Genomic DNA, 25,987 nt, shown 5'->3' on the forward strand with positions numbered 1-25,987 from the left:
CCGCAGCCGTCGACCTGCCCGGCCTTCTGCGTAAAACCGCCGCCGAGCACCCGCGGGAGGTCGTCCGCACGCTGGTCGGCGCGGTCACCGACGCTTACGGCGGATGCCCACCGCGAGACGATGCCACCGTGCTGTGCCTCGACTGGTACGGCTCTGCCACGGGCATTCACACGCCCGCCTGAACCCCGACGACGGCGCAGACGGCTGCACCGGGAGAGGGTCGGCCCCGCCGGCCGTCACGGTTGCAGGGCCGCTTCAGGGGTGCCGGTCTGAAGTAAGGGGCGGGCTTCCAGGGCCGGCGGGCGGGGTGTGTCCGAGGCGGGTCAGGACGAGCGCCTCGTACCGGAGCGGGGTCTCAGTACCTGTTTCTGACCTTCTGATCTTGTGCGACCTCTCGGGTAGGGTGATGCGACATTTCAGAGGGGGAGCGAGAGATGAAGTGGCCTGCACTGCGAGCGGTGGCCATGCTGGGTTTGTCAGGGGCGCTCATCACGGGATGTAGCGATTCTCGAAGTGTGAATCGTTCGGACCAGCCGTGGGCCTCCTCCTCGCCGTCGAGCGAGTCGGTCTCGACGAAGGCGCAGGTCGCCGTGAATGTGAAGCTCGCCCTTGAGGAGCGCATCTCGGCGGATGAGCAGCAGTTCGGTTCGGGCACGAACTCTCCCTGCTCAACGTCGTCGCCTCAGATGTTCACTGCACAGTGCAAGGCTGCAGCCGATGCCGCGTCCGATGCTGCCGAGCTGGCCCTGAGCGAGATCAATGGGCGCCAAGGATTCGCGACGCTCGACTCCGTGGCCCGGAAGCTCCAAGCCGCAGTACGTACCTACGAAACGCTGGGATGCGCCGCAGGACCGACGGCGGCGGACACGCGCGAGGCGTGCCTGCGGCCGGCTGCTGTCATCGCGCAGGGGTTCGTGGACCTGCGGGGCGGGGCCAATTTGGGTCTGGCCGGTAAGTAGTCTCGGCAGAAACGTGGGCGTGCCGTTGGAGCCGTCGTGGCCCCTGCGGCGGATCCGGCCCGGCGGGAACATCGCCGTCTCCCGGCTCGACGAGTACGGACAGCAGATCGAGGACTTTGCCCGCGCGATCACGGCGCGCCGCCACCCTGCGCGCCGCGGCCTCTTCCCACGCCGAGCATGCGGCCGCCGGCATTTGGCGGCGCGCCGCCCGGGAGATCGTGACGAACGCCGCCCCCTCGCGCTCATGGACGACATCACCATCCGCCGGGAGGACTTCACCGCGGGGAAGAGTCCATGCCCTTCCTCGATCGCGAGCCGAGCGAGGAGAAAAAGGCTGAGGACTAGCGCAAGCCGTTCGACCTCGCGACCGTGCTGGCCCGGACGCCTGGCTCGCCGCCGCCAGGCCGTCGTCGCTCGCCGCAACGCTGCCATGCGCGCGGCGTACGACCGCGGGATCGACCGGGAGACGACTGCCCGCATGATCGGCCTGAGCCCCGTGTCGGCCAGGCGCTCCGCGGGGAACCCACCTCTGAGTAGCGCCCCCCGGGGCCGGCGGCAGTTCGCTCAGTTTGAGGAGCCCTCGTCGGGGCGCCCCTCGCCCCGGTCCACGCGTCGGACGGAGGTGAGTGACCCGGACTCATCGGCCGGAGGCGGCCGTACCTGACGGCTGTGTAGGTGACCGCCGTCAGGTAGGACCCGGGTGAGGCACGGGGGGCGCGTTGAGGCATCCGGTAGCGGCACGGGGCTGTTGTCAGTGGGCTGCGCTACGGTCGTGTCCCCGATGCTGGGGGCGTTTCGTCCCGCCCGGCCTCTATCTCAGGCCGGGCGGGAACGAGTGGCGCGGGCCCCCTGTTGGTTCTCGGCACGGGGGCCGGGCCCCTTCCGGATGGAAGGACGACACCAAGGTGTCCTGTCTCCATTGGGGGGTCTCGCCGGTGGGAATGCAAGGAAAATCGGGAACTTCACCCGTGAAGCGGCTCGGGCGTGCTCTACGTGCGCGAGAACGGTCATCTCCGGCCGCGTAGCGCACCTTCTCCGCAAGCTAATGTTCCGTGATTCCATGATCACGTGGCGTGAGTGCCATCCATCAGTCCATGCTGATGCTCCCTCAACAGCGGCTCGGCACCCGCTCGTTGCGGGGGCCACAGCGACGTGGCCTTCCGGATGAAGATCGACACGACACTCAAGGAAGCATGATGAACAGCAAGTTGATAGCGGCAGCGATGGTGCTGTCGCTGGGCGTCCTCGGCTGGAGCGTGGCGATGGCGGCGATGGGGCACGCCGCCATCATCGCCACGCTGGCCCCGGCCCTCGGCCTCACCGTCACCCATGTCCTGGCCGGCTTCCGCAGCAAGTCCGCGGCGGCCTCCAACCCGGTCACGGCGGTGGCCAACGAGGAGGACGGCGCCCCGTGACCCCCTCGCTCAACGTTCCGGGACCGGCTTCCGAGCCGGCCCCGGCCCGCCCCGGCCGAAAGCTCGGCCCCATCGCCTCCACCGTCGGCAGCTCCCACCGGGCGTGGCTCGAGCCGACCCGCGAGCACTACTTCCTCAGCGGCCGCACCCTCTCCGACCTCAGCGCCCGCGTGCTCGCGAAGTCAAAGCTCTCCGAGCTGCTGCGCGGGGTCGGCCACTACCCCCGCTGGGAGGTCATCCACCGCCTGGCCGACGAGCTGACCATCCCCACCTGGCCCCTGCACCGGCTGTGGAAGCAGGCCGCGATGGACGCCGGGAAAAGCCGGGACTGGGTCGACCGCTCCACCGGGGGCCGCCTCGCCGTCACGACCGGACCGCCCCTCGAACACGGCGCCCTGCGCACCATGAACGAGGACGGCTACCGCCGCTACGCCGGCGTCTTCCTGACCGACGACACCCTGAACGCCGCCATCGAAGACGCCTTCTCCATCCTGTGGCTCTCGTTCGACGACGCCCTGTCCAGCCCCGACATCCGCCGCTACGCCTGGGACATCCTCAGCGCCACCGTCAAGGCCAAGGCCGACCACCGCGACCAGCGGCCGGTTCTCGGCGGCGCCGCCTTCGACACCGTCGCCATGCACGCTCAGGCCTCTCCGCAGGACGAGACGGCACAGCTCGCCGAGAGCCTGGAGCTGTTCGCCGCCATCAGCAAGCTGCCCATCGCCCAGCTCGACGTCATGGTGCTGCGGCACCTGTGCGGCTTCACCCCCGAGAAGGTCTCCGACCTCCTCGGCATCCCACTGGCCCTCGTACGGTCCAGCGAACGCCACGCCAACCGGTTCCTCGCCGCCACCATCGAGATACCGGCCCAGACCGGAGGACCCAACTCATGACCAAGCTCGACCTCGAGAACCTTCTCTCCAGGGCGCTCCTCGTTTTCGAGCGAACCGTGCCCCAAGACACCGTCCCTGCCCGCTCCGCGGCCCCGAAATCCCGGCGGCCGGTAGCTCCCCGCAGGCCGTGCGGCGAGGCCACGGAGTCGGCGGCCGAGGACCTGCGCGCCCTGTGCGAGAGCCTCGTCACACATACCCCGGCCAACGCCGTCGCCGACTTCATCACCGACCAGGTCCCTGCGCCGCGCAGCGCGATGGTCCTGGCCTGTGTCCTGCAGCTGACCGACACCGACGACGGCGCCCGCTTCTGGTGGCAGTACGCCGCCGGCGCCGGCCAGCCCGCGGCCGCCTACTGCCTCTACCTCCACCACCTCGCCCTCGGCGAGACCCACGCCGCCCGCTGGTGGCACGAGCAGACCGACGACGCCACCTCAGGAACACAGACGGTGTGCACCACCCTCCACCGCGACAGCAAGACGGTCGTCCTCCAGCACGACGACCAGACCTCCATCGCAACCCTCCTGCGACTTCTGCGCCGCCTGGGCAAGCACACCGCCCGGCCCCGGTCCGCCGTGGTCGCCGAGCTGATGGCCTACATGCCCACCGCCGTCGCCGTCGGATACCTCCGCGAGCCCGACAGCGAGCTGCCGCTGCCCGGCGACCAGTTCGCCGCCGCAATCCGCGACCTGCTCAGCGCCGCCGCAGACCGGCCCGACCGGCCCAGCGACCTCCCTGCACGCACCCACGCCCGCACCCGCCCCGGGCGTTGGCGCGAAGCAGCCGGCGCCGGGCCTCGGATCCCTCAAGCGCTCGACGAGCACGCCTCCCGCTGACCGCCCCCGGCGGGGCCCGGCCGCTCAGGGACGTCGCCGTACCCGCTCCCACAGGGGCCCGCTCCGGGCCCGGCCCCGCTTGGAGCCGGCCCGCTCCACACTCGTGCACCGGCTCCCGACGGCCGCGCCCGGCTGCGGCTTCGCGCGGCTAGGTGCTGTACGGGAACCCGGCAGTGCGCCGTGCCGCCGCGCTCGGCGCCGTGGGGGCGGTGGTCCTCGGGGTGCTGAGGGCTGTGGCGCGCCGATGGTGACGGTACGACGGCCCTGCGCGCTTACCCCTACCCGGGGGGTTGCACGGACCGTGCGGGAGTACCAGCACCTCTGCGGTCGACCGAGCATTGCATGAGTTCAGCCGTCCCCTCAGGGAGGAGGGGTGAGGGTGAGGAAGCCCCGTGATGCTCAGGCCGCCGGTCGAGCCGATCCTGGCGCGGCCGCAGAAGCCGCGCCGGGCCCGGTCGAACTGCCGGCGGGCGTCGCCGTTGCGGGCCCAGCTCGGCCTGAGCGGCGCGCCACTCCGCATCCAGGCACGGTCTCGCGCTGCACCCTGGTGGCGTCCATGAGTGCGAGACAGTGGCGGGTGTGCGAAAAAACGTGCAGAACTGCTGTTACCTGCCTTGATCAGGCATTTGGCGTAACGCGGCGGATAGTCCTGCCGATGGCGGGCCGGGGCCCGGAAGGGCTTCCTGTTGATCGTTGAACGGGTAGGTGTAGCTGTCAGTGAATGTCAGGGCCACGACTGCACAATTCTGTGCCCGATGAACCCGACAGTTACGGAAATGTCCTTAGCCGGTAACGGCGCCCGGATGGCGTTCCGGCGCTTCCGGCAAGCCTGCAGAGTTTGCGTCCTCGGCCCGCACCGGACCGGGACACGCACCGCTCTCACCGGCTGTATCGGCTGGCAGAGCACCGTTCTTATGGAGACATCACACATGTCTGCTTCTTCGACCGCCCGCCGTATCGCCGCGACCGCCCTCGCGGCCGGGGCGATCGTCTCCGTCGTCGCGCTGCCGGCCGCCGCTCACGACGGTGACCGTCACCGCAGCGCGAAGGTGGAGATCAGCCGCGTCCAGGCGGACAGCCCCGGACGGGACAACCGCTCCAACCGGTCTTTGAACGCCGAGTGGGTCGAGATCACCAACACCACCCGCCACGCGGTCAACCTCAGGGGCTGGACCCTGAAGGACGACGACGGCAACCGCTACCGCTTCGGCGACGTCCGCCTCGCCAGCCGCGCCACGGTCCGGATCCACACCGGCGAAGGCCGCGACACCCGCACCGACCTGTTCCAGGACCGCCGCAACTACGTCTGGGACAACGACCGCGACAAGGCCACCCTCCGCGACGACCGCGGCCGCACCATCGACACCAAGTCCTGGGGCAACCTCCACCACCGCTGATCGCACACCCGGCATTCCCCTGCCACCGCCCGTCCACAGCGAACCGTAGGGGCAGCCAGACATGAACCCACGGTGTGCGCCGGGCTCTACCACCCGGCGCACACACGCGCGCCCGGCCCGCCCCGGCAGCGTATATGGGACATGCGCGCCGAGCGCCTCGCAGCGCGATCTCCGCAGTAGTCCGTGTCGTGACTCATGCCCGTGGCCCTTATCCACCGCCGGCCCCCGCGGCCCGAGCCGGGCACGTATGGTGGAGCGCCCGGCTCATGGACCGTGGGCTAGCCCATGTGGATGTGACCTCAGGACAGTTGCGCCATGCCCTGAGCACACACCACGGCGCCGGTAGTCGGCACCCGGTTTCCGGCGGTGTTTCGGCTTGAGGCCGTAGCTGAGTACCCGGTGTCATGTCCGCTTCTGGGCGGGGTCGTGGAGGAACTGCTGGAGCGCTTCTCGCAGAATGTCAGGGTGTTCCAGGTGGAGGTCATGTCCTGCCTCCGGGATGCTCAGGGCCACCGTTCCAGGGCGCTGCTGAAGCATCCGTCCGGAGTCCTCGGGGGTGATGATGCCGGATTGGCCGAGGACGACCAGAGTCGGGCAGGTGATGCCGGCCCATTCGTCCCAGTAGGCCCGCCGGGCGCTCTCGGACAGGGAGTCGACCATCACGTGACGGTCGAAGCGCGGCCACCATCCCCCGTTCCGTTCCTCCAGTCCGGCTGCCCAGCCCTCACCGACCGGGCCGCCGCCGAGGAACTCGACGGCCGCCTCCCTCGACGGGAAGGGCGTCGGCCATGAGTCGAACCACTCGCCGATCTCGGCGACGACCTCCGGACTCGACCCGCCGGGACCGGCTTCGACCAGGACGAGCGCATGGACGAGATCGGGGCGGGCGGCGGCGGTGAGCATGGCCGTGAGAGGGTGCTGCTGGCCTGCTCGGCAGCGCACCCTGTCGCCCCGAGTTCAGCATGCTCTCGCTCGACGGCAGCGTCCTGTGCTTCGCGACTACGTGGGAGCACGACATCAGCACTTCCGTGCTGACAGCCCCGCATCGTTCGCCAGTACTCCGACGGTTCGCCGAATGGGTGGCGAGTGGAGCGATGGATGAGCCGGACGAGCCGCCGCTGAGCCCGGCGGTACGCCGCTGGCTTGAAGCCACTGTGGACGTGTCTGACTTCGGATCCAGATAGCAGCAACCGGTCTCGAGGGTGAGGACGAGCCCACGGCTGCTGAGAATCTTGATCCGGGAGTACAACCTTCGCCGGGGTTTGATCGTCCAAGTGTTCGTTATCTGGGTGATCAAGGGTTGAGGGGATAGACGTGGACGTAACACGGCTGCGGGGACGTGTGGCGGCAGGGGTGGCGACAGCCGGAATGCTGCTGCTCGGGTCTCTGTCGGGCACGGCGGGTGCAGCGGAAACCGTGGACGTGCGCACCACCCTGCGAGCGGATCCCACCGTCGCTGTCGCCGGGGCGGGGTTCGAACTGTGGGTCTCCTCGCACGTGGAGTCAGGCCAGGTCCCCCGGCTCGGGGTGCGTATCTCTCTCCCCGATGGCGTCACCTTCCACGACGACGGCCAGACGAACTGCACGGCGACCGACCAGGGCCGGGCGATCGTCTGCCCCGGGAGTGGTACTCCTCCGCGAGAGATCTCGATGCGGGCGTCGATCCGGGTCGGCAAGGACGTGCCCGTGGGGACGGAGTTGGTCTTCCAGGCCACGACGGACATCGGTGACGCCGTCGACAGCAGGCCCGAGGACAACACGGTGACCACGACGGTGAAGACTCGGGTCGCTGCGGACCTGTCGTTCTCCTGGCGTGGAGTGCCGTCCGGGCCCGTGCCCACCGGCAAGGACGTGTCTTCCCAGCTGGTCGTCACCAACAACGGCCCGGGTGACGCGACGGGCGTCCCGCTACCCGTCACACTCGACTTCACCGGCGATTACGCCTCCTACTGGTACGTCAAGAGCTTCGACTCGAAGCAGGGCTGCTGGGTGGACCACTGGCGGCTCATCTGCGATCTGCCCTCCATTCCGGCGGGGAAGAGTGTGACGCTGCCCTTCACCTGGAACTTCCCCGCGAACGCCGGCGGTCTGACGCACAAGATCACCGGTAGCATGCACTCGCCGTACGCTTTCGATTCGAACCCGGTCAACGACTCCAGCGACCTCACGATCGACGTCCGCAAGGAGTCCGACCGGCCCACTCCCTCCACCCCGACGCCGACCACCTCGGGCAGCGCAGGCGCGGGGAGCAGTGGCGCGGAGGGCAACACCGCCGGCAGTGCGCCCCACAACGGCGGGAGTGAGGAACTGGCTGAGTCCGGAGCCGGACCGGTCACCGCCGTGGCCGGGGCAGCAGCGGCTGTCCTCGTCGTCGGCGCCGCACTCATTATTCGGGCCCGCCGACGTCTCAGCAGCTGACCGCGGTGATCCCCGGGGCACCGTCCCCTTGGCGTCGTGCAATGCGGTTCGGGTGTGCTGGTGCTGGTAGTGCCAGTTCCAGCCGGGTGGCGGGCTCACTCAGTACAAGCGGTGCGAGGTGATGACTGCGTCCGTCCCGGCGGCGATGCCAGCAGCCAGGCCCATGCTGGTGGGATGACGCCGGAGGCGCCCGGCAGCAGCCGGCCGCGCAGGCGAAGGCGGACACGGCGGGCGACAGCGACTGGCTGGTGTCGGTCGACTCCACGATCGTCCGGGCCCACCAGCATGCGGCGGGGGCTCGAAAAGGGGGCTCCGCGACCCGGCCCTGGACGATCCAGAGACAAGATTCACTTAGCTTGTGACGGGCGGGGCCGTCCGCTCGCCTTCGTCGTCACGGGCGGCAACACCAACGACTGCACCCGGTTCACGGCCGTGATGGAAGCGATCCGGTTACCCGGATCGGACCGGGCGGCCCCGCACCCGGCCCGATCACCTTCTGGGCGAGAGGGACTACAGCTCGAAGGCCATCCGCGCCTGGCTCCGCCGTCGTGGCATACCGCACACGATTCCCGAGCGGGCTGACCAGGTCGGCAACAGGGATCGGCGAGGCAGCCGCGGAGGCCGCCCGCCGGCCTTCGACCGCGAGGCATACAAGCACCGCAACGTCGTGGAACGGTGCTTCAACGGCCTCAAGCAGTGGCGCGGCATCGCCACCCGCCACGACGAAACCGCCCAGTCTTACGAAGCAGCCGTCACCCTCGCCTCACTCCTGTGGGCGTGATGTTCCGACGGTGAGCGGCGGGTCATCAGACGTGGAGCTCCGTCTCCCAGTCCTCGAAGGGCGGCTCGACTCGATAGCTCGGGTCGCAGCACGCTCGAACCCACTGCGCGACCCGGTATTGCGCATCTCCATCGTTCAGCACCATGCCGGCGGCATCGATTTGCAGCACATTGTTACGCACCATGCCGTCTTCAAGGGCCTTCTGACGAGCTTCCACGACCTCTACGGCGATCTGGAGCCGGTCGCCGCGCTGGCTCTCCTCAACCAGTTGGACCTGCCGACGAACACTCAGCACCGTGCCGAACTGCACCATGTGCTCACCGCGGGGCACAGGAACCACTACCGGAGCGCCGGCGCCTGGGAGACTGCGGTGCACTCCTGCTCCTGAGTCGGGGCTAATTGCCACAGGAACACCGGCCATGCCGAGGCTGCCAGCGTGGCCGGTGGTGCCCTCGACGGGGTATTGGAGTTTGTGCAGACGGTCGGTGTTGCGGCGCACGGTGCGGGTGGTGACACCGAGCCGTTCGGCGAGCTCGGCGCCGGCCCCGGCCCCGGGTCGCGGCCGGGAACTGGACCGCTCCACGTTCGTGCACCGGATCGTGACGGCTGCGCTCGGCGTCGGCCAGAAGGGCCCGCAGGCCGAAGACATCAACCCGGCCTGATCCTTCCCACGCCATTGGCAGAACCGAGGGGCCCGCGATCGACGCGTGCGGCTGCCTGCAGCGACCGAACAGCGGACGCCTGACGTGTCCGGTGACGCTGACGGGGATCTGAGGCGGCTCGTTCAGGCCGGCAACTCGAAGCGGTCGGCGGGGGCCGCTTGGTCAGCCTGCCACGAGACTTCGCCACCCCCGGGGCTCGGCGCAGGCATGCCAGGCCAGAGGATGGGGAGCATGGTCACGTGATGCACGGCCCTCAGCGAACCCAAGCCGCGTCCGTCCACCGCGCGCTTCCCGGGCACGACAGCGCCTTCGGCCGTCGGCCCGGACCGGACGGCGATGACCATCACGCCGGGCTGAGAACGCAGACCCTCCTGTGTCCGTACTGCTCGGCGGGCCCGGCCGACGGCCAGGTGCGCACTCTCGCCGCGGCCGGGGACCGCCTCACGGCCACCCGGCACCGCTTGGCCTGCCCGCACTACGCGGCCGACCGCGTTTTGGCGGGAGAAGAGGAGTGAGCCCCGAGGCCGGTCCGGCCGGTCCAACCGCGTGGCAGCCGCCGGGCGTCGATCCGCGGGCCCGCGACGTCGTTGAGCACATTGTGCGGGCGGTCGGCGATGGCGATGACGCCCGCATCCGCCCCCTGCTGGCCGACCTGGCCGCCGTCGCTGACACCGTCGCTCTTCTGTACCTGCGCGAGCGGCTCTACGACGCCGGTGAATCGAGCGGTACGCCTGCCGCTGGAACAGGCGGCCTAGGCCGTCTCTTTCGGATCTTGCTTAGACGGCATCCCACTCTGCTTGTAGCCAGTTGAGTTGCGCTTTGCTGAGCGGAGGATCAAAGCCTTCAGGGAACATGAGCGTCAACGGCTGCGGCCACATGCTTTCGGGCCCGTGCTCTTCGCAGTGCAGAGCCACGAGATGCGGCCCCTCCCCACAAGCCTCGCGCTCGTAGCAGCGGTCATGCGTCTGGCAGAAGTACGAGAACACCGTGCAGTCGTCCTCGTTGGTCGGCTCGTAGAAACTGGGGTCCCGGACGATCAGTGTCACCGGTTCTTGACGGTTGAACTGGGGGATGGGCCGAGGATCGCACCACAGCAGTCGAGGAGGAAGCACGCGATCATTCTGCTCCCAGGGCGGCTTCGAGTCAGCGTGCAGACCAGATGAAGATGCCCGCGAGATGGAGTGCCGCCAGGTAGATCACGGCGGTCTTGTCATACCGAGTAGCCAGGCCGAGCCACTGCTTGAGTCTGTTGATGCAGCGCTCGACCGTGTTGCGCTGCTTGTAGGCGTCCCGGTCGAAGGCCGGTGGCCTGCCGCCGTCGCTGCCCCGACGTTTGCGGTTGGCCGCCTGGTCGGCGGGCTGCGGGATCACCGCCCGGATTCCGCGCCGGCAAAGGTGGGAACGAATCGCGCGGGACGAGTAGGCCTTGTCGGCCAGGACCATGACCGGCGTGGTCCTGGGTCGGCCGACCGGTCGGGGCACCGGTAAGCGGGCCATGACCTCGGGAAACGCGGGTGCGTCACCTGCCTGGCCCGGGGTGATGACGAATGCGAGCGAGCGGCAGCGGCTGTCGGCGGCTAGGTGGATCTTGGTGGAGGCCGCCGCGGGACCGACCGAGGGCATGGTCGGTCGGCTCGCCGGCCGGGGCCCCTTTTGACGGGCCCCGGCAGCGTGCTGATGGGCACGGATGACGGTCGAATCGACCGCGACGACCCAGTCGAGGTCGCCTTCGGCATCGGCCTGGGCGAGCAGGGTGGTGAAGACCTTCTCCCAGGTGCCGTCGGCGGCCCACTTCCTCAGCCGGTTGTGGGCTCCCTTCCACGAGCCGAAGTGCTCGGGCAGGTCCATCCACGGTGTCCCGGTCCGGTACTTGAACGCGATCGCGTCGATCACCTGCCGGTGATCCCGCCACCGCCCACCCCGCCGAGGTGTCCGGTCCGGCAGCAACGGCTCGATCCTCGCCCACTGGGCATCAGTCAGCGACACACATCAACCAACGATCAGATGATCCGAAGGAAACGGCCGAGGGCTGGACGCGGCGCGCGATGACGTGGTTCAGGGCGACGATGGCCTGGCGGGCGGCGTGGCCCCGGCCATGCAGGCCGTCCGGGCGGGCCGGTGTGTCCGTGTCCGCCGTGCGCAGTGCGAGTGATCCGGCCACGTCGTTCGCGGGTGTGCGGCGAACGCGGGTGACCGGCTCAAGGCCTGCACGGGGTGGCACTGACGCGGGGCGGCGTATCGCCGAGGCATCTGCTCGCCCTGGGGCCGGGGCTCCTGGTTGGGGCGGGGGCCGGCCATGTCCTGGTGGTGCTCGTGGTCCTGGTCCTCGCCCTCGTCCTGGTGGTGCCCGGCACGGCGCCGACGCCACGCGTCCGCGCTGTCCAAGTCGTGCCGGAGACTGCCCTCGTGGACGAAGCCACGGGTGAGGTGACTTCTCCCATGGCTCTGTTCACTGCTGGCCGACGCGCTCGGACTCGTCCTGCACGAGCAGGGACAGCAGGGAGGTGATGGGCAGGCCGGCTTCGGCGGGGTGCCGCAGCACCTTACCCGGCTGTATGCGGTAGGTGTTGGTGCGTCCTTCCCGGGTGTGGGAGAGGTAGTCGGCTTGTTCGAGGTCGGCGATGATCCGCGAGACAGCACGCTCGGTGAGCCGGCAGCGGACGGCGATGTCCCGGATGCGGACGTTCGGGTTGTCCGCGATGGCCGCCAGTACACGGGCGTGGTTCGTGATGAACGTCCATCCGCTGTGAGATTCGGGTGCTCCAACCATGGCGTGATTTTACGGGACCCTCCTTGCAGGAACAGCGATACGTGACATAAGTTTCCTGCATCTGTTGTCAGATTTCTCTTCCGTGGTGGGGAGAGACGCGGAGGGAGACCGAGAGTGACGGGGAACGAAGCCGATACGTCCGCGCTGCTGCCCGCTCCCGCTCCCGGCGTGGGGCCGCTGCCGGGGCTGGCCTCCGTGGACGCTGCTCAGGAGTGCACCGTCATCCGGTACGAATTGTCCGGGACGCATGTCGTCGCGGCGCTCGGCGCCTTCGACATCAGTTGCATCGGCCTGTTGGAGAAGGCGCTGGAGGCCGCGGTCGAGGCGCATCCGAAGGTGATCCTGGACGCCTCCGGCGTCACCTTCGCGGACTCGGCGTTCCTGAATTTGATGATCCTCACCCACCGGACGGGAAAGCTGTTCGTGGCCGCACCGTCGAAGCAGGTCCAGCGGCTGTGTGCCATCACGGGGGTCGACGACGTGCTTCAGATCCGGGAGACAGTCGACGCCGCGATGACCTCGTGACACCACGGGGCTTCCCCTAGGGCGCATAGCCAAAGTGCGTGCGGCGGCCGGTGTGACGTAGTACTCCTGAAGAGGCCTAGCGCCGGTCTGCTGTCCAGCTTGGAGTTACCGATGACCGTTCGTCGTGTCGTACCCAATGTCCAGTCCGAGGCTGCGCAGGAGAGCCGGGAGTTCTACGGCCTGCTCGGGTTCGAGGAAGTCATGAACCACGGCTGGATCATGACGCTCGCATCCCCGTCCAGTCCGGCAGCGCAGATCAGCTTCATGGCCAGTGACAAGACCGCACCAGTCACTCCCGATATGAGCGTTGAAGTAGGCGACGTGGACGCGGCCTACGCGTCTATGCGGGAGAGCGGCGCGGAGATCGTTCACCCCCTGCAGGACGAGGAGTGGGGGGTGCGCCGGTTCTTCGTCCGTGACCCCAACGGCCTGGTGATCAACGTGCTGGGCCACCGCTGACGGCCCTCCCTGCTGCAAGGGAATGCGGGTACAGCCATTCGTTGAGGCCGTGACGAGCACGGTCGTCTCGTAGCGGACGGCGATTCGTAGCGGGGCGCCGACAAGGCGCCCCCCGCAACGCCCCCCCTGCCTGCGTCGGCGCTGGATCCACTGCACCATCCCGGACAACGCCGACCACGCCCGCAACCCCAAGAAGCTGGGCTCCCGCGGTGGCAGCCCCCTATCCGATCGGGCCGGAGCCAGGGCCTGCTCGGCTCGCTGCGGAGCACGCGGACCCTCTCCAGGACGGCTCGAAGCGCGGACAGCCCCCTGCCCGGCCGTGAACACGATCGACATGAGCTTCAGCCCTTGCTCGGTGGCCAGAGGGAGCTTGCTGGTCAGGCCGCCGCGCGAGCGTCCGAGGCCGTGGTCGTCCGGCTCGGTGGCGACGCCGCTCGGCGGTTCCTTTGCGTGAATGCGGCACATCGGGGTAGTGGCTGAAAGTTGATCAGGGAAGGGCCGCGACAACCTGGGGAGGTCGAAGCGGCCCTTCCCTCCTTCCACGCGAGCCATACGAGTGCCTCGTCAAGACCCTCCTCGCCTGGACCGGCGAGGACACCATCACCGCCCGCGACCTGAAGCAGGCCCTCCAGCTCACCGGCCACGTCCGCGCGGTCGCCTCCGATGTCCACCGCCGCGCCGCCCAGCTGCCCAAGGACAGCGGCTCCCGGCGCTTGCCGATGTCGTCCTGCGTGAGGTGGACGGCACGCTGTCCGCGCCGCTCGAGGGCACCGCCCGATGTGTCCGGACCGCGCCCGTCTGGTCACCGCGCTCTACGAACGTCTGGACCGGCTGGAGGCTGCGCCCGCCCCGGAGGCGGTGGCACCCGAGCAGCAGTTGACCCGCCAGCCGTTCGGAAGGGTATGAGTACCGGTATGGCGCGGGAGCGGATCCGGTGGCCAGCCGCGGTGGACCGGGCCCGGGAGATCATAGAGAGCTACGAGGGCGGCGACATGCTGCGCCAGGACATGTACCGCCTTGGCCTCTGAAGGGGGGCAGCCGCCTCTCATGACTGTGGCACGCCAAGGGTGACCGCACGCCAGCCTCGACGCGTGGTCATCCCGCCCGCCGGCGGGGCAGGCCCCCACAGATGGGCTCCCGAGTATGGAGTCGGCACCCCTCGGATACGCGCCGGCTGCCCCTTGCCCAGCCAGTCAGAGCCAGTCCCGTCGGGCGGGTACTCGGAAGCGACCAGCGCCACCACCGGCGTGCGCGGGATCCTCACGGCCCGGCAAGCCACCTGGGAAGGCCTGTGGCCCGGCCGGCCTCGGACCTGTGCCGTACCCCCGTGGTACTCATCTCCCATGAGCCAGTTCCACGACTTCAACCTCAAGCTGCTCGTCATCGAGGAGCTCATGTACGGCCCCGAGCCGCTCCTCCCGGTCTACGACCTGCCCGCCCGGCTGGCCGAGCAGGGGATCGCCGACCCCGCGTCCCACGTCCTGGACACCGGCCTCCACGCGCAGGTGCTGCCGGAGTCCCGGGCCCATTTCGAGGCCCTGGAGATCCCTGCCGAGCTGCTCGCCCGGGTCGAGGAACTGTGCTTCGACGCCGGGGCGGACGTTTTCCGGCACTGCGCCCCCGCCTGGGATGGCGAGGACGACCTGTTCGACGTTCGCTCGCTCGACGACCTCGTCCTGCTGCCCAACCTGCGGGAGGTCACCTTCGTAGAGGACGGCGTCCTGGCCGTGCCGGACGCGGCAGAGGTCTTTGCCGCGCGCGGCATCGACACCGACTGAACCCCGGCACTCCGGCAGCGCTGAAAGGAGCGGCACTCTTCATCGTCCCTCCCGTGCGCGTACAACCCCCGCTTGTCGCCTTCGCGGATCTCGGCGGCGTGCGCCAGCACAGGGCGGCCCCGGGCTGGTGCGGCCCCAGCGCACGCCCGGCCGGCGCGGCTCCTCCCGTCTGGTCTGTGATCGGGGCGGGCGAGGTTGGTGTTCGCGAAGGGCTTGTGGTTGCCGTTGCGGCAGCTTCTACGTTCGTGACCAGGGCCGGAAGGGCGACCAGCACCGTTCCGTGCTTGGCCTGGAGTTTCGCGAACAGCTCGCGGAGCTTGGGTTCGGTGTTGGGCAGGCGCTTGTCGAACGCCTTCTTCCCGGCCGGGCCGACGGCGGTGGCGTGGTGTTCGCCCTTGCCGACGTCCAGAGGAAGATGTCGATGTCGCCGGTGTCGATCACGTGCAGGCCCCTCTGCCGGCTCGCTGAGCACGGCGGACACAACACCACCGGCCTCGCCCCCGTCCCGGGGTCGCGAGGGCCTCGCGCTCCGTCAAGCCCCCCTGGGTCGCCTTCTCATGGTGCCGTGACGGTTTGAGTCGGCCCTGTCGGGCGGTCCGAAGCGGCCCCGGTTCGCGCCGGATCCGGTGGTGGTGGCGGCTTGAAGTGGCCCCGGGTGTTGGGGTGACGCGGTCCCGCCAGATTTGTCGTGGTCCTGTGCTGGGAGAATCGTCTGATTCGAATGCAGCCAGCGAGATGGCCGGAGGAGCGAGTGACTGCTCAGCAGCCCTTTGATGAGGCTCCGGTGACGGTGGCCACGGACGCCGGAATGCTCGTCTTGTGGGATCCGCAGCGGTTCGAGGCCGTCGTCGATGATGACACCTGGGAGGACGAACTCCTTGACGACGAGGACATCGTCCGTCACATCCAGGCGGGCGCTCTTGTTCCGCTCAATGTAGGCGGAGACGGCGCGTTCGGTGTTCTGGTCCGTTCGGGCACTGCGGCCGGGCTGGCCCGGCTGACCGAGCGGGAGGCAGCCCATCAGCTGGTCGCTTCCCAGCCTTACCTGTTCGTCTCCCGCGGTCGCGCGTTCGTGGGCGGCATCGAAGATGTCAGCGGGGGCGCCCCGGATGGCGTGATCGAACACCCCGTGCCCGAGGGCCGCCATGCCGTGGTCGTCCACTTGATCGACTGGCAGGCCGAAGCCGGCAGCCAGGACAAGGACGGGCGGCCCGTTCCGGGAGCCCTGCCGGACTTCGTGGTGCTGATCAACCCTGCTCAACCCGGTCAGGGAGCCTTCCGGACTGCGGTGCGTACGTTCGAAGCCCCAAATGGCTGAACTGGGGTGGACCCGGTTCAGACCGCCTTGAGCTGCTGCTGGGCCTTGGTATGGGCGAGGCGGTATGACTCGGTCCCGGTCTCGATCGGCTCAGCTCCGGCGCCGAGGTCTGGCCAGCACCCTCATGGCGAGACTTCACAGCCTCGCCATCGCAGCCTCGCCATCGCGGTCCTCGGCCTGACCGGCTGCGACATCAGCGCCGCCGGCCCGGACGCACGCTCGGCAGTCCCCTGCCTGTCGCCGCCTTGATCTGAGGCGTCAGTGCGCAACGAGATAGTCATAGCCTGCGACGAGGAATTCGCCGTACTCCAGCTCCACCCCCAGAGCCCGATAGCGCTCGAACTGTTCACGGGAGATCTGGGGGCCGCTAACCCTGAGGGCCTCCAGCAGGAAGCGGAATACCAGGTCGGGGCAGGCTTGGAGGGCGACCTGTTCGAGAGCCCGTCCGACGCCAGGGATGTATCTCTTGGTGATCGGACCCGACGGAGGGTCGGGCATCAGGGGCATGACCAGCCTGACTTCGTCCAGCACTGCACCGGTCAGGTGGACGTACGGACTCGGCGTGACGTCCGTCGGACTGTCCGGGGCCTGGGTGCGCAGGTGGTCCTGGTACAGGCCGCTGACCAGTCGGAGCCAGTCCCGGGCGGCTCTGCCCTCCTCGCGAAGGACGTGACGCTCCTCGGTGCCGAGCGACCAGAGCGTCTCGATCGCCCAGTCGGGTACAGCGGAGTCGGCCAGCCTGACCGCATCGACCACGACGGCGTGGACCAGGTACGCCGGCATGCCGGTGGCGTAGGCCATCAGCACGTCGGTGTCGCTGCCGACCTCCTGCCGCCAGTATCGGTGGAACGTGCCGGCCAGGTGGGGAAGGCCGAATTCCATGTCCCGGCTCCACCTCAGAGGATGGGGAAGATCGACGTGACGTACCATTTCCGCTTTCCGTCGTGCCCTGTGTCCCTCACCACGGGAACCTTTACCGTGGTGCCGGACTCGAACACCTACACCGTACCGTCGGGCTGTCTGACGTAGGACTGGCCGAGGGAGGCGACCTCCTGTCCGTCGACCCCGCCTCCCCTGACGACGTACGGGTCGGGGCCGCGCTTGGTAACGACGGGTGTCATGAGCTCAGGTGCGCCAGGCGAACATGGCCCCGGGATTCCCTGGGGCCGTTTTGTTGTCGCAGGTCTGGGGACGGGCTGCGGTCAGCCATCCGCCGGTGCCGAGACGCTCTACTCGTCCGGGGGCCTCGGTGTCCGGGCGCAGGCTTTCGAAGAGGTCCAGCTTGGCGCCGGAGAGGCCCTCGGCGTTGGTGGGGAAGCCGGGGGTGTGCCTCCGCGGGGATCGCGGTGGGCTCAGAAGCCCTTCGGTGGGCAGATGCTCGTGACGGCGCCCCAAGTGCTGACGTAGCCGTTTGTACCGATCGGGCGCCGCTCCAGCGGCTCCAGGTTGCGGCCTGGTGGGACAGAGGGGGAACGACGGTCGCGCACCAGCGTGTCCTTCCCCTCAATGCCTGAAGCCTTGACGTCACCCTAACAACCCCTGCGTGACGAGAATCCGCATCACTGCCGGACCGAATTCCGCGGCTGACGTACGGGTTCCCCACCGCGCAGCTACGGGAATCCGCGAACCGGCGTGCTTCGCGGAGGCCGGCGCGGAAGTGTCCGCCGGTGCGCAGGTCCTCGACGAAGGCCGCCACGGTCTGGCGGAAGCGGCGGCGCTGTTCGGGAAGACGAATACGCGCACGTGCGGCGCCTCGGCATCATCTCCGACACCGAGCACCAGGCCGTCGAAGCCGCTCGCGGCGAGGTCCTGGCGATGCTCACCGAACGCTCCGGCGTCTTTGCACAGACGGAGCGGTGGGCGGCCTGGCGGTGGGAGCCGGCCTGGCCCACGCCGTTCCTGCCCCTGGCTGTGACGGCGACGCGAGGGTTGCACCGGAGGGAGGCTGGACAGTTGCCTGGAGGGTTGCTCACGGCGGGGGACCGAAGGTGTGACCGGGAGTAGGAGCCCGGCAAAACGGACACTGCCCGTTATCCCTGGTCAGCCCCACTGGGCAAGCCTGGTCGCGCCGACGACACCTCTTACCTACGCGTAGCCGAAGGGAAGAGGCCATGTTCCAGGCCGGGGCGGCCGGAGAGCGCCTTGCCCACCGTCACCGCCGGGCGAAAGGATCGACACGACACGGACGTCACGACCGAGAGGGAAGTACACGGTGAGCAACAAGCTGCTGGCGCCAGACGGATGGCTCGTGCTGGGACTGCCCTGGCCGGAGCAGACCCAGGGCGACTGGGGCGAGTGCGCGGCGGCCATCGCCCCGACTATGATTCCGCGTGACCTCGTCAGTAAGAGCGCCGGCATCGCGCTCGATCTCGCGACCGGCCTGGCCCGCGACCCAAAGGACGGGCCCGGCAAAGCCGTCTTCTTCTCCGACGTCACCCTGTGGCTCGACAAGCAGGGCAAGGACTGGGCGGACTTTGGTGCCGACTACGAAGCCGTCATCGACGAACTCATCAAGGCGCCGATCCCGCAGCTCTACATGACGCTGATGCAGAAGGCTCATGCCATCCTCCGCGACGCCAGCCGCGACGGGGTGCGCCTGTATTACCCGGGCGGCGAAGTCGAGCACGTCACCCCGCAGACCCGCGCCGACGTCCACGCCGCGATCACCACGAGCCTGGAGCGGGACTGGCCGCCCTACATCCAGGGCCTCATCGACCGCGGCGCCCTCCAGACCCCCTAGCACCGCACCGCTCCCGCGTCGGGCCCGGCCACCCAGGCCGGGCCCGAGGCCGTCTTACGCTTCCCGTTGTCGGTGCCGGCTGGAAGGCTTGTCGGATGAACGGAGACGAGCAGCTGTTGAACGGCCGTGTCGTGCGCGCGGGGTGCCACTGCGCCGCCAGATCCGGCCGTGCCCGGGTGCTCCACGACGTTCAACGCCTTCTCCGCACCGAGCAGCGGCGCGCCCGGGGGTGCTTCCTCGCAGTCCGGGACGTGCAGCACGCCCCGGGCCGGGCCCCGGCCCTCGCCAGAACCCAGCTCGCAGGCCGGCGCTCCCCGAGGACCTCACGAACCACCGACGTGGACGCCGGCGGAAGGGGCTCGGTGGGGACCTGGTCGTAGTCGATGCCGTCGACTGGGCGCACATGGTCGGGCGCCCGGACCCACACCCGGTACTCCGCCTCCACGGAGCCGTCCTACTGGTGAAGAGGCAGTACTTCGTCCGTGCACAATTCGGTCTTCCGCGGTCACCGACGGCTGCTACGGTTCCGGCCTGAGCGGTGTGGCTGGGGGTGCCGGCGTCCAAGACTCTGGGTCGCTCGAAGATGCCACCGGCTCATCGTGCGGTGCGAGGTGCACCTGCGGGAGAAGACGTTGGAGAGGGGCGGGCATGAGCGGCACCCATCTGCCGGGCACCCGGGGCGGCGAGGACCCGAAGCTCCCCGGCGCGCGGCAGCAGAATGAGGAACTTATCCGGTTGGTGATGAGCGACCCGGGTCCGGCGGCCGAGCTCGCTTACCCTGCCCTCCTGAATGGCATCGACTACCTCTTCAGTGTCATTGACCTGCTCGACGGCCCCGACCCGGCGCCGCGCGCGCTCAAGTTCGCCGTCCTCCACCTCCAGGCCGCGACAGAGGTGCTGCTAAAGGCGTGCCTCGCGGGCATCGACTGGAGACTCGTCTTCACCAAGCCTGAGGAGGCGGACGAGTTCAGCTACAAGACCGGGGACTTTGTGAGCTGTGGAATCGCCGACACCATCAAGCGGCTGCGCCAGCACGGAGTGGCCATCTCGCCAGAGGAGAAGGGGGCGATCACCGCCTTCTCCAAGGAGCGCAATAAGTTCCAGCACTTCGGCGCAACGCTTAGCACGGCCGCGATCGAGGCCCGTGCCGGCGTCGTCCTCGAGATCCTCATGCGTTTTATCGACACTCACCTGTGGCGAGGGATCGACGCCGATCATGTCGACGCGTACTTCGAGGACATGGAGACGATCCGTGCCAGTGTGCCCCGGATTCGGGGCTACGCCACCGCCCGGATGACTCAGCTCGCTCCCGAGCTGGAGCCCTTCAAGAGCACCACACTGCGCTGCCCCGCCTGTGGCATGTGGGCAGTGGTCGCAGAAGTGGATGAGAGCCACTGTCGCCTCTGCATCACCCACTGGGAGTACGACACGGCGCTCCTCGTCGACTATGCGGTCAGCGTGCTCGGGCTGTCCGTGAAGGACTTCCTTGACCACGACGGGGGCGCTCAGGTCTGCCCGGAGTGCCAGAGGCACAGCCTGCTCACCGAAGCGTACTTGGCCGACGCGCCGGACAAGCCGCGCTCCTTCTGCTTCAACTGCGCGAGGCCCTTCGACGGCCTGGCCACGTGCACCCGCTGCACCCTGCCCTTCCAACCGGAAGAAAACGGCGACCTGGTGTGCAGCGACTGCTGGACCACTGCGCTCGCTTCGGACTGATCGACGACACGAAGAAAAAAGTCATGCCTTGTCACATTCGGGCCGCGAGGTAGTGGGTCCAACTGTCGTTGGCGTATCTGGCCCACGTCTCCGCTGTGGCGGGGCTGAGGCCGAACAGGTCGGCGACGACGATGGGCCTCCTGGCATCCGGAGGGCCGCAAGCCGTACGTGCTGGTGAAGAAGACTCGCAAGCCCCCGGCGAAGGCCGTCTTCAAGGACCCCAAGACGCGGGAGCTGGTGGCCAAGGCCAAGGAGTCCGCGCCCATCATCGGGTTCGGCGCCGGCGGGCGGATCATCTCGGTCGACCTGGACGCCGAATCCCCGCACATCCTGGTCAACGCCTCCACCGGCGGCGGCAAGTCGGTGACCCTGCGCTGCATCGCCTGCCAGATGCTCCACCACGGCAGCCACGTCTTCGTCCTCGACACCAAGCGGATCTCCCACCCGTGGGCGCGCGGCGTCCCGAACGTCACCTACTGCGCCGACATCGCCGACATCCACGACCAGCTCATCGTATCGAAGGCCGGCGCCGCACCGTGGTCGCCGACGAACTCCGCCCCCAAGAGCAGCGCGCACCCGGGCCGCGCCCACGTCGTCCACGGTGACGCCGCCCACCCGACGCAGGTCCTGCTGATGGCCGACGCCGAAGCCGCCGACTGGCTCACCGCCACGGCGGCCGGGAAGAGCTGACCGGTCGGATACACCACGGGCCCCGGGGGAACAGCCATGACATCCCCGGGGCCCGGCTCGGGGGTCGCACCGTCCAACGACGCTGCGGCCCCCGCCGTCACGCGGTGGCCGGCTCCGGCACTTCGAGAGCTTCCGCGACCCGGCGCGCCATCGTGGCCATCTGCGGCGGCAGGTAGGTGTCCAGGGCGTCGACCTCGTCGCACAGCTTCGCCTTCAGCCCGTGCAGGACCGCCTCGGTGAACAGCTTTTGTGGATCGTCCTCGGGGGACTGCGCCTGCTCGGCCTGCCGCTGCCCCCGGCCGTGCCGCATCCGGTTCGCCGGCGCCCGCATCGCCTCGTATGACAACGCCTCGCCCATCAGGCCCGCCACGTGCGCGCGATCCTCTTCCTGCGGGCCGGCGGACCGGAGCTCCTGCTGCCCGAGCTGGAGGTAACTCTGCAGCGTGTCGGCGGCCATGCCGGTGCTCTCGCAAGCCCATCCGCCACGTCGCTAACAACGGCCACGGCCCGATCGCCTGGGTCGCTGCCTACGAAGAGGCGTACGGGCCTCTGCCGGAGATCTGGTTCACCGACGCCGACGGCAACCTCGACCAGACCGCCGTCGCCCGCTACTGCCAGACCGGCACCGTGGTCGCGGAGTGGGACTGCGGCCCCGCCGGCGGCGACGGCGACGACGTCGCGCCCGACCAGCCGGAGACCGCCCGCCGGTGACCACCGGACGCACCAGCGCAGCGCCCCGGCCCACCGCCGGGGCGCTGCGCCTCGTTGAGGCCAGCACCACCCGGCCGCGATCGGTGGACATCAGCGGCTACACGCGGCAGATGACCGCCCACTGCCCCTACCTGGCCCCGTCCCTCCAGCGGGGTCTGAAGTCCTGGACGGTCTACCGAGCCCACGGCGACGCCGAAGCAGTTCAGGCGGAGCTGTTCCAACGCGGGCGCCCAGGCCGCTGAGTGGCTGCGTCCCTTGCTGAACCGACCCCACGGCCTGCTGCGGTGCGAGAACATCGTCCTGCTGGGCGACGTACCCGGTACCCGGCACCGTGACCTGCTCGCCTGGCCGCACTGGGTGCTGAAGAACCTCTACGGGCCGGTCGGGGTGATGTTCGGCAAGTTCTACGCGGGAGAAGAGGAAGTCACCGAGGCCGGCCACCGGATCCCGGCCGCCCCCGCCTCGTTCCTCCCCGTGAGGGCCGCCGTCCGTCGCCGCGACCCCCGCTTCCTGAGCGCGACCCCCGACCTGGCCGCCGCGCTCGCCGCGGCCGACGACGACGGCCGCGACGTGTTCGAGCACATCCCCACCGAGTGGACGGAGATCCGCACATGGGCCGGACACCTGCTCCCCCCGGCGAAGCCGTCGCCCTCCTCACCGGACACACCGGCGAGCCCACCGCGATCCAGCTCCTGAGCGACCGGCGCGGCTCCCGAGCTTAGAAGATCCAGGGCCCCAAGGGCACCGTCGCGGTGAAGGCCAACCGGCCCGACGGCGACGACGCCCGCGCCAAGGCCGCCGAGATGGCACAGGAGGACGACCACCTCCTTCGCCTCACCGCCGCCGACGCCCTCAGCCCCGACTACCGGGTGAGCGCCGGGACATGGGACGGCGGCCGGTGGCTGGCCGTCAACTGGATCGACGGCGTACCCCTGTGGCGGGCCTTCACCCTCGCCCGCGGCCCGGAAGGAGACCGCGCCTCGGTCCGCCCCTGGCTCGCGGGCATCGCCCGCACCTGGACGGAGCACTTCGCCCGCATGCACGCCGCCGGGTGGGCCCACGCCGACGTTCAGCCGACCAACACCCTGGTCACCTACGACGGCCACGCCGCCGTCATCGACTACGCCCTCGCCTGCGGCCCCAGCGACGGCCGCCGCGTCCCGTACCGGGGCGCGCTCACCCACACCACCGCCCCCGAGCTCGCCACACAGATCCTCGACACCCCCGCCGACACCCACGTCCGGGCGCAGCCGGCCACTGACATCTGGAGCCTGGGCGCCTCCCTATTCTGGTGCTGGACCGGCCGGCGCCCCGTCGCCTATGACGACGACCTCGACCGGCTGGAGAAGCTGGCCGTCATCGCCCGGGGCACCACCACCGCGCTGCGCGACCTCCGGCCGTGGCCCTTCCCCGCGTTCGAGGCCGCCATCACCGCGTGCCTGGTCCCTGATCCCGCCGACCGGCCCACCGCGAAGGAGCTGACCGCCGCATGGTGACCCTGCGCGCCCTGGCCCTCGACGACGCCCCCGCCCTCACCCGCGTCTACAGCGGAGCCTCCATCCGGCACACCACCGGCAAGCCCCTCACCCTCGACCAGGCCCACGAGAAGATCCGCAACGCCCTCGCCCGAGCCGCCGAAACCCCGCGCGCACAGTGGAGCTGGGCCATCCTCGCCGCAGACGAGATGATCGGTTTGCTCGCCCTGCGTCGACGAACCCCGCTCATGGGAACCATCAGCTACATCCTTCGCGAGGACAGCTGGGGCCACGGTTACGCCACCCAGGCCGCCCGCCACGTCGTCTCCGTCGCCTTCACCACCGCCGGCCTGACTCGGCTGGAGGCCATGCACCACCCCGACAACCTCGCCTCCGGCCGCGTCCTGGCCAAGGCGGGGTTCACCCGCGTGGGCACGTCCGACTGGCACACCGACGACGGAACCATCGCCTACGAGCTCTACGCGTTGGAGACCACCACCTGAACCAGCTCCCTGGCCCGCATGGCAGCGGGCATCCCGCTCGGCGTCCCGTTAAACGGAGGGCCCGTTGTCGGACCCGGTCCGTACTCTTGGCTGAGGTACCTGAGACAGGAGGGCAACGTGGCCCGCAACGGCATCAACAAGCGTGAGATCGACAAGTGGGCCAGGGACTTGGTCAAGGAGACCAACAAGAGCCTCGAGCGCGCTCAACGACGGAACCCCCCTCGCGTCTCCGCGCAGATCGAAGCCATTTCCAGTGTGGTGCCCGGCGAGGTGACCGGCTACCTGGCTCGCCTGCTGCTGTGGCTGGGCGACCGCGAGAAGCAGAATCCGTCGAGGTACACCGACGTCACCGCCTTCCCCGAAGAGCTCCGGCTGGAGGACGAGGACCCGGCCATCCTGGCTCTCCAGCTCGACCAGCACGGCCTGGTGGAGATCCTTCGCGCCATGGGGACCAAGACCCACGTCTGTCTCACCGACGCCGGCCGTGTCGCGGCGCGCGAACTGAAGGACCTGCAGAAGGACCGCGCCGCCCGGATTCGCCACGTGATCGACGCACTGCTGCGGTGGCTGTTCGACACCGCCAGCGATCAGACACCCGTCAACCCGGCCCTGTTCCTCGCGACACCCGGCTCCTACTTCGCGGGAACCGAGATCAGCGGGACCGACCTGCATCAGGCGCTCGCCTACCTCGCAGAGCACAACCTCATCGAACACATCGACACCGACCCGCCCACGGTCGCCATCACACCCCCGGGCGTCAGCTGCGCTCTGGCAGGAGGAAGCGTGCAGGACCACGTGAACCAGCCCCGTCCCAGCACCACGTACAACAACTTCATGCCGAACGCCAAGGGCGTCATCATCGGCGAGCAGCAGCACTTCACGCAGAACAACACTGACGGCGTCGACCCGACGCTGTTCGTCCAGCTCGCCGGGTACGTCGGCCAGGTCAGTTCCATCCTGGGCCTGTCCGACGAGGACCGCGTGGAGCTGGAGCGCGTCGCCCAGGACCTTCACACCGAGGCGACCTCCGCCAGCCCCGAGCCGGGCCGCCTGCGCCAGTTCGCCACCCAGCTCAAGGAGCACCTCCTGGCGGCCACCACCACCATGGCGGCAACCCAGGGCATCCAGATGGCTGAGCAGGCCCTCGCCGCGCTCATGTAGAGCCATTCCCGCATCACCACGGGCCTTGGGAGATCAGCCACGATGTCCCCGGGGCCTGGCTCGGGGGCGCACCGTCCAGCGACGCTGCGGCCCCGTCGTCACGCTGGCCGGCTGCAGTCTTCCCAGCACGCCGGGGAACGGCGGCCTCGACGGTACGGGCCTTATCGGCGGTTGAACTACGGCAGGGGGATCACTCCAGGGAATCTGCGGTACACCTGACGGCATGAAGCTGAAAGACCTCAGCCCCCTGATGAAGCGCCGCCGGGCCGGCGGTCTCAGCTACGGCTACGACCGATTCCGCATCGACCCGGCCGTGGCCCCGCTTCAGTGGCCGGACGACGTCTTGGAGCAGTTCCTCTACGACTTCGGCGACGACGACCGTTTCGTGACCGACTACGGAAGCATCGACCTGCGCGAGATTACCTGGCGGCTCGAGACGGTCCCGGCCGCGGACTTCTACGGGATGCCGACCGGAGCCTCCGACGCCGGCTGCATCGAGGAGTTCGCCGAGAACCCGGTGTACTGGGTCGGGAGACGCTCGCCAGAGGTCGGTCGGCACTGGGAGGAGCACGGGACGTGGTTGCGCCCGCCGCTTCTGATCGACCGGTGCTTCCTGGACCAGTCGAGCAGCGGGCTGCAGGTCGTGGAGGGCCGAACTCGCGTCGGCGTCCTGCGCGGCCGCGTGCGCGAAGGACTGCACGTCGCGCCCGACCATCAGGCATGGGTCGGGCGCCGCTGAGAACCTCGCGTACTCCCGTCCAGTTCCTCGCGCAGCGCTCCGGT

At 69.3% G+C, this 25,987-nt stretch carries 28 protein-coding genes and 5 pseudogenes; 23 read left to right on the forward strand and 10 right to left on the reverse strand.

Features of this window, described 5'->3' with window-relative positions:
* The 6 genes and pseudogenes from ACZ6RC_RS32855 to ACZ6RC_RS32880 form a co-directional block, all read left to right on the forward strand.
* Positions 1–182: pseudogene (locus tag ACZ6RC_RS32855) on the forward strand (serine/threonine-protein phosphatase); the annotation flags it as partial.
* A gap of 333 nt (positions 183–515) precedes the next feature.
* Positions 516–959: a hypothetical protein gene (locus tag ACZ6RC_RS32860; protein WP_469590391.1), complete on the forward strand. Its 444-nt coding sequence runs from the start codon at positions 516–518 to the stop codon at positions 957–959.
* Between the two features lie 1,196 nt (positions 960–2,155).
* Positions 2,156–2,374 (forward strand): hypothetical protein, encoded by a 219-nt coding sequence (locus ACZ6RC_RS32865; protein ID WP_469590394.1) that lies wholly within the window; start codon positions 2,156–2,158, stop codon positions 2,372–2,374.
* Positions 2,371–3,267: a sigma-70 family RNA polymerase sigma factor gene (locus tag ACZ6RC_RS32870; RefSeq protein WP_469590396.1), complete on the forward strand. Its 897-nt coding sequence runs from the start codon at positions 2,371–2,373 to the stop codon at positions 3,265–3,267. Before ACZ6RC_RS32865 ends, ACZ6RC_RS32870 begins: the two co-directional genes overlap by 4 nt.
* On the forward strand, positions 3,264–4,100 hold the full coding sequence (locus tag ACZ6RC_RS32875; RefSeq protein ID WP_469590399.1) for a hypothetical protein: 837 nt from the start codon (positions 3,264–3,266) through the stop codon (positions 4,098–4,100). The genes ACZ6RC_RS32870 and ACZ6RC_RS32875 overlap by 4 nt, the downstream gene beginning before the upstream one ends.
* A 929-nt stretch (positions 4,101–5,029) precedes the next feature.
* Positions 5,030–5,497 carry a lamin tail domain-containing protein gene (locus ACZ6RC_RS32880; protein ID WP_469590401.1) on the forward strand — a complete coding sequence of 156 codons (468 nt, stop codon included), beginning with the start codon at positions 5,030–5,032 and terminating at the stop codon, positions 5,495–5,497.
* 402 nt (positions 5,498–5,899) lie between these two features.
* On the opposite strand, the gene ACZ6RC_RS32885 is transcribed toward ACZ6RC_RS32880, so the two are convergent.
* The gene (locus ACZ6RC_RS32885) at positions 5,900–6,400 is read right to left on the reverse strand and encodes an alpha/beta fold hydrolase (RefSeq protein ID WP_469590404.1); all 501 of its coding nucleotides are present in this window, start codon (positions 6,398–6,400) and stop codon (positions 5,900–5,902) included.
* Positions 6,401–6,919: 519 nt separating this feature from the next.
* Here ACZ6RC_RS32885 and ACZ6RC_RS32890 point away from each other — a divergent pair.
* Positions 6,920–7,915 carry a hypothetical protein gene (locus tag ACZ6RC_RS32890; RefSeq protein WP_469590407.1) on the forward strand — a complete coding sequence of 332 codons (996 nt, stop codon included), beginning with the start codon at positions 6,920–6,922 and terminating at the stop codon, positions 7,913–7,915.
* A 167-nt stretch (positions 7,916–8,082) separates the two neighbouring features.
* A pseudogene (locus tag ACZ6RC_RS32895) lies at positions 8,083–8,696 on the forward strand (IS5 family transposase); the annotation flags it as partial.
* Between the two features lie 25 nt (positions 8,697–8,721).
* On the opposite strand, the gene ACZ6RC_RS32900 reads toward ACZ6RC_RS32895, so the two are convergent.
* On the reverse strand, positions 8,722–9,009 hold the full coding sequence (locus ACZ6RC_RS32900) for a DUF7677 family protein (RefSeq protein WP_469590493.1): 288 nt from the start codon (positions 9,007–9,009) through the stop codon (positions 8,722–8,724).
* A gap of 196 nt (positions 9,010–9,205) precedes the next feature.
* On the opposite strand from ACZ6RC_RS32900, the gene ACZ6RC_RS32905 reads away from it, so the two are divergent.
* The gene (locus ACZ6RC_RS32905) at positions 9,206–9,358 is read left to right on the forward strand and encodes a hypothetical protein (RefSeq protein ID WP_469590410.1); all 153 of its coding nucleotides are present in this window, start codon (positions 9,206–9,208) and stop codon (positions 9,356–9,358) included.
* A gap of 776 nt (positions 9,359–10,134) precedes the next feature.
* Here the strand turns inward: ACZ6RC_RS32905 and ACZ6RC_RS32910 are convergent.
* The 3 genes from ACZ6RC_RS32910 to ACZ6RC_RS32920 form a co-directional block, all read right to left on the reverse strand.
* Positions 10,135–10,404, reverse strand: a complete 270-nt coding sequence (locus ACZ6RC_RS32910; protein ID WP_469590414.1) for a hypothetical protein — start codon at positions 10,402–10,404, stop codon at positions 10,135–10,137.
* Between the two features lie 97 nt (positions 10,405–10,501).
* Complete coding sequence (locus ACZ6RC_RS32915) at positions 10,502–11,344, reverse strand: IS5 family transposase (protein WP_469590416.1); 843 nt, start codon at positions 11,342–11,344, stop codon at positions 10,502–10,504.
* Positions 11,345–11,807: 463 nt separating this feature from the next.
* Positions 11,808–12,128: a helix-turn-helix transcriptional regulator gene (locus ACZ6RC_RS32920; protein ID WP_469590419.1), complete on the reverse strand. Its 321-nt coding sequence runs from the start codon at positions 12,126–12,128 to the stop codon at positions 11,808–11,810.
* Between the two features lie 114 nt (positions 12,129–12,242).
* Here ACZ6RC_RS32920 and ACZ6RC_RS32925 point away from each other — a divergent pair, with 114 nt between their 5' ends.
* From ACZ6RC_RS32925 to ACZ6RC_RS32945, 5 genes are all read left to right on the forward strand, one after another.
* On the forward strand, positions 12,243–12,653 hold the full coding sequence (locus ACZ6RC_RS32925) for an STAS domain-containing protein (RefSeq protein ID WP_469590424.1): 411 nt from the start codon (positions 12,243–12,245) through the stop codon (positions 12,651–12,653).
* A gap of 111 nt (positions 12,654–12,764) precedes the next feature.
* The gene (locus ACZ6RC_RS32930) at positions 12,765–13,112 is read left to right on the forward strand and encodes a VOC family protein (protein WP_453619892.1); all 348 of its coding nucleotides are present in this window, start codon (positions 12,765–12,767) and stop codon (positions 13,110–13,112) included.
* Positions 13,113–13,889: 777 nt separating this feature from the next.
* Entirely contained in the window at positions 13,890–14,018 is a 129-nt protein-coding gene (locus ACZ6RC_RS32935) for a hypothetical protein (RefSeq protein WP_469590427.1), read from the forward strand.
* Entirely contained in the window at positions 14,015–14,140 is a 126-nt protein-coding gene (locus tag ACZ6RC_RS32940) for a hypothetical protein (protein WP_469590430.1), read from the forward strand. The genes ACZ6RC_RS32935 and ACZ6RC_RS32940 overlap by 4 nt, the downstream gene beginning before the upstream one ends.
* A gap of 315 nt (positions 14,141–14,455) precedes the next feature.
* Positions 14,456–14,890, forward strand: a complete 435-nt coding sequence (locus ACZ6RC_RS32945; RefSeq protein ID WP_469590433.1) for a DUF6892 domain-containing protein — start codon at positions 14,456–14,458, stop codon at positions 14,888–14,890.
* Positions 14,891–15,155: 265 nt separating this feature from the next.
* Here ACZ6RC_RS32945 and ACZ6RC_RS32950 read toward each other — a convergent pair.
* Positions 15,156–15,299: pseudogene (locus tag ACZ6RC_RS32950) on the reverse strand (IS110 family transposase); the annotation flags it as partial.
* Positions 15,300–15,641: 342 nt separating this feature from the next.
* Here ACZ6RC_RS32950 and ACZ6RC_RS32955 point away from each other — a divergent pair.
* Complete coding sequence (locus ACZ6RC_RS32955; protein WP_469590436.1) at positions 15,642–16,208, forward strand: DUF6386 family protein; 567 nt, start codon at positions 15,642–15,644, stop codon at positions 16,206–16,208.
* A 258-nt stretch (positions 16,209–16,466) separates the two neighbouring features.
* Here ACZ6RC_RS32955 and ACZ6RC_RS32960 read toward each other — a convergent pair whose 3' ends face one another.
* Together ACZ6RC_RS32960 and ACZ6RC_RS32965 are read right to left on the reverse strand one after the other, a co-directional pair.
* Positions 16,467–17,090 (reverse strand): hypothetical protein, encoded by a 624-nt coding sequence (locus tag ACZ6RC_RS32960; protein ID WP_469590439.1) that lies wholly within the window; start codon positions 17,088–17,090, stop codon positions 16,467–16,469.
* 116 nt (positions 17,091–17,206) lie between these two features.
* A complete protein-coding gene (locus ACZ6RC_RS32965) occupies positions 17,207–17,329 on the reverse strand; it encodes a hypothetical protein (RefSeq protein WP_469590442.1) in 123 nt (40 codons plus the stop codon).
* Positions 17,330–18,420: 1,091 nt separating this feature from the next.
* On the opposite strand from ACZ6RC_RS32965, the gene ACZ6RC_RS32970 reads away from it, so the two are divergent.
* The gene (locus tag ACZ6RC_RS32970; protein WP_469590444.1) at positions 18,421–18,948 is read left to right on the forward strand and encodes a hypothetical protein; all 528 of its coding nucleotides are present in this window, start codon (positions 18,421–18,423) and stop codon (positions 18,946–18,948) included.
* Between the two features lie 167 nt (positions 18,949–19,115).
* Here ACZ6RC_RS32970 and ACZ6RC_RS32975 read toward each other — a convergent pair.
* A pseudogene (locus ACZ6RC_RS32975) lies at positions 19,116–19,402 on the reverse strand (DUF6233 domain-containing protein); the annotation flags it as partial.
* A 194-nt stretch (positions 19,403–19,596) separates the two neighbouring features.
* Here ACZ6RC_RS32975 and ACZ6RC_RS32980 point away from each other — a divergent pair.
* On the forward strand, positions 19,597–20,664 hold the full coding sequence (locus tag ACZ6RC_RS32980; protein WP_469590447.1) for a hypothetical protein: 1,068 nt from the start codon (positions 19,597–19,599) through the stop codon (positions 20,662–20,664).
* Between the two features lie 174 nt (positions 20,665–20,838).
* Positions 20,839–21,354, forward strand: coding sequence for a helicase HerA domain-containing protein (locus ACZ6RC_RS32985; RefSeq protein WP_469590450.1), 516 nt, complete (start codon positions 20,839–20,841; stop codon positions 21,352–21,354).
* A gap of 97 nt (positions 21,355–21,451) precedes the next feature.
* Here the strand turns inward: ACZ6RC_RS32985 and ACZ6RC_RS32990 are convergent, their stop codons facing one another.
* A complete protein-coding gene (locus ACZ6RC_RS32990) occupies positions 21,452–21,811 on the reverse strand; it encodes a hypothetical protein (protein WP_469590453.1) in 360 nt (119 codons plus the stop codon).
* Between the two features lie 250 nt (positions 21,812–22,061).
* Between ACZ6RC_RS32990 and ACZ6RC_RS32995 the strand changes: the two are divergent.
* The 5 genes and pseudogenes from ACZ6RC_RS32995 to ACZ6RC_RS33015 all read left to right on the forward strand — a co-directional run bounded on the left by ACZ6RC_RS32995 (position 22,062) and on the right by ACZ6RC_RS33015 (position 25,943).
* Positions 22,062–22,761 (forward strand): annotated as a pseudogene (locus ACZ6RC_RS32995) (DUF6875 domain-containing protein).
* Positions 22,762–22,817: 56 nt separating this feature from the next.
* Positions 22,818–23,561 carry a protein kinase domain-containing protein gene (locus ACZ6RC_RS33000; RefSeq protein ID WP_469590456.1) on the forward strand — a complete coding sequence of 248 codons (744 nt, stop codon included), beginning with the start codon at positions 22,818–22,820 and terminating at the stop codon, positions 23,559–23,561.
* Positions 23,555–24,043, forward strand: a complete 489-nt coding sequence (locus ACZ6RC_RS33005; protein WP_469590459.1) for a GNAT family N-acetyltransferase — start codon at positions 23,555–23,557, stop codon at positions 24,041–24,043. Before ACZ6RC_RS33000 ends, ACZ6RC_RS33005 begins: the two co-directional genes overlap by 7 nt.
* Positions 24,044–24,160: 117 nt before the next feature.
* Complete coding sequence (locus ACZ6RC_RS33010) at positions 24,161–25,204, forward strand: hypothetical protein (protein WP_469590462.1); 1,044 nt, start codon at positions 24,161–24,163, stop codon at positions 25,202–25,204.
* 223 nt (positions 25,205–25,427) lie between these two features.
* A complete protein-coding gene (locus tag ACZ6RC_RS33015; RefSeq protein ID WP_469590465.1) occupies positions 25,428–25,943 on the forward strand; it encodes a hypothetical protein in 516 nt (171 codons plus the stop codon).
* The last annotated feature ends 44 nt before the right edge of the window (positions 25,944–25,987 follow it).

The sequence above is a fragment of the Streptomyces sp. NPDC048353 genome, assembly GCF_055587165.1.

Coding starts and splice junctions, on each gene's coding strand:
- ACZ6RC_RS32920 (WP_469590419.1), bottom strand. CDS start 12,128: ATGGTTGGAGCACCCGAATCTCACAGCGGATGGACGTTCATCACGAAC.
- ACZ6RC_RS32945 (WP_469590433.1), top strand. CDS start 14,456: ATGAGCCAGTTCCACGACTTCAACCTCAAGCTGCTCGTCATCGAGGAG.
- ACZ6RC_RS32980 (WP_469590447.1), top strand. CDS start 19,597: ATGAGCGGCACCCATCTGCCGGGCACCCGGGGCGGCGAGGACCCGAAG.
- ACZ6RC_RS32875 (WP_469590399.1), top strand. CDS start 3,264: ATGACCAAGCTCGACCTCGAGAACCTTCTCTCCAGGGCGCTCCTCGTT.
- ACZ6RC_RS32885 (WP_469590404.1), bottom strand. CDS start 6,400: ATGCTCACCGCCGCCGCCCGCCCCGATCTCGTCCATGCGCTCGTCCTG.
- ACZ6RC_RS32930 (WP_453619892.1), top strand. CDS start 12,765: ATGACCGTTCGTCGTGTCGTACCCAATGTCCAGTCCGAGGCTGCGCAG.
- ACZ6RC_RS33005 (WP_469590459.1), top strand. CDS start 23,555: ATGGTGACCCTGCGCGCCCTGGCCCTCGACGACGCCCCCGCCCTCACC.
- ACZ6RC_RS32865 (WP_469590394.1), top strand. CDS start 2,156: ATGAACAGCAAGTTGATAGCGGCAGCGATGGTGCTGTCGCTGGGCGTC.
- ACZ6RC_RS32990 (WP_469590453.1), bottom strand. CDS start 21,811: ATGGCCGCCGACACGCTGCAGAGTTACCTCCAGCTCGGGCAGCAGGAG.
- ACZ6RC_RS32965 (WP_469590442.1), bottom strand. CDS start 17,329: ATGACACCCGTCGTTACCAAGCGCGGCCCCGACCCGTACGTCGTCAGG.
- ACZ6RC_RS33015 (WP_469590465.1), top strand. CDS start 25,428: ATGAAGCTGAAAGACCTCAGCCCCCTGATGAAGCGCCGCCGGGCCGGC.
- ACZ6RC_RS32880 (WP_469590401.1), top strand. CDS start 5,030: ATGTCTGCTTCTTCGACCGCCCGCCGTATCGCCGCGACCGCCCTCGCG.
- ACZ6RC_RS32940 (WP_469590430.1), top strand. CDS start 14,015: ATGAGTACCGGTATGGCGCGGGAGCGGATCCGGTGGCCAGCCGCGGTG.
- ACZ6RC_RS32900 (WP_469590493.1), bottom strand. CDS start 9,009: ATGGTGCAGTTCGGCACGGTGCTGAGTGTTCGTCGGCAGGTCCAACTG.
- ACZ6RC_RS32935 (WP_469590427.1), top strand. CDS start 13,890: ATGTGTCCGGACCGCGCCCGTCTGGTCACCGCGCTCTACGAACGTCTG.
- ACZ6RC_RS32960 (WP_469590439.1), bottom strand. CDS start 17,090: ATGGAATTCGGCCTTCCCCACCTGGCCGGCACGTTCCACCGATACTGG.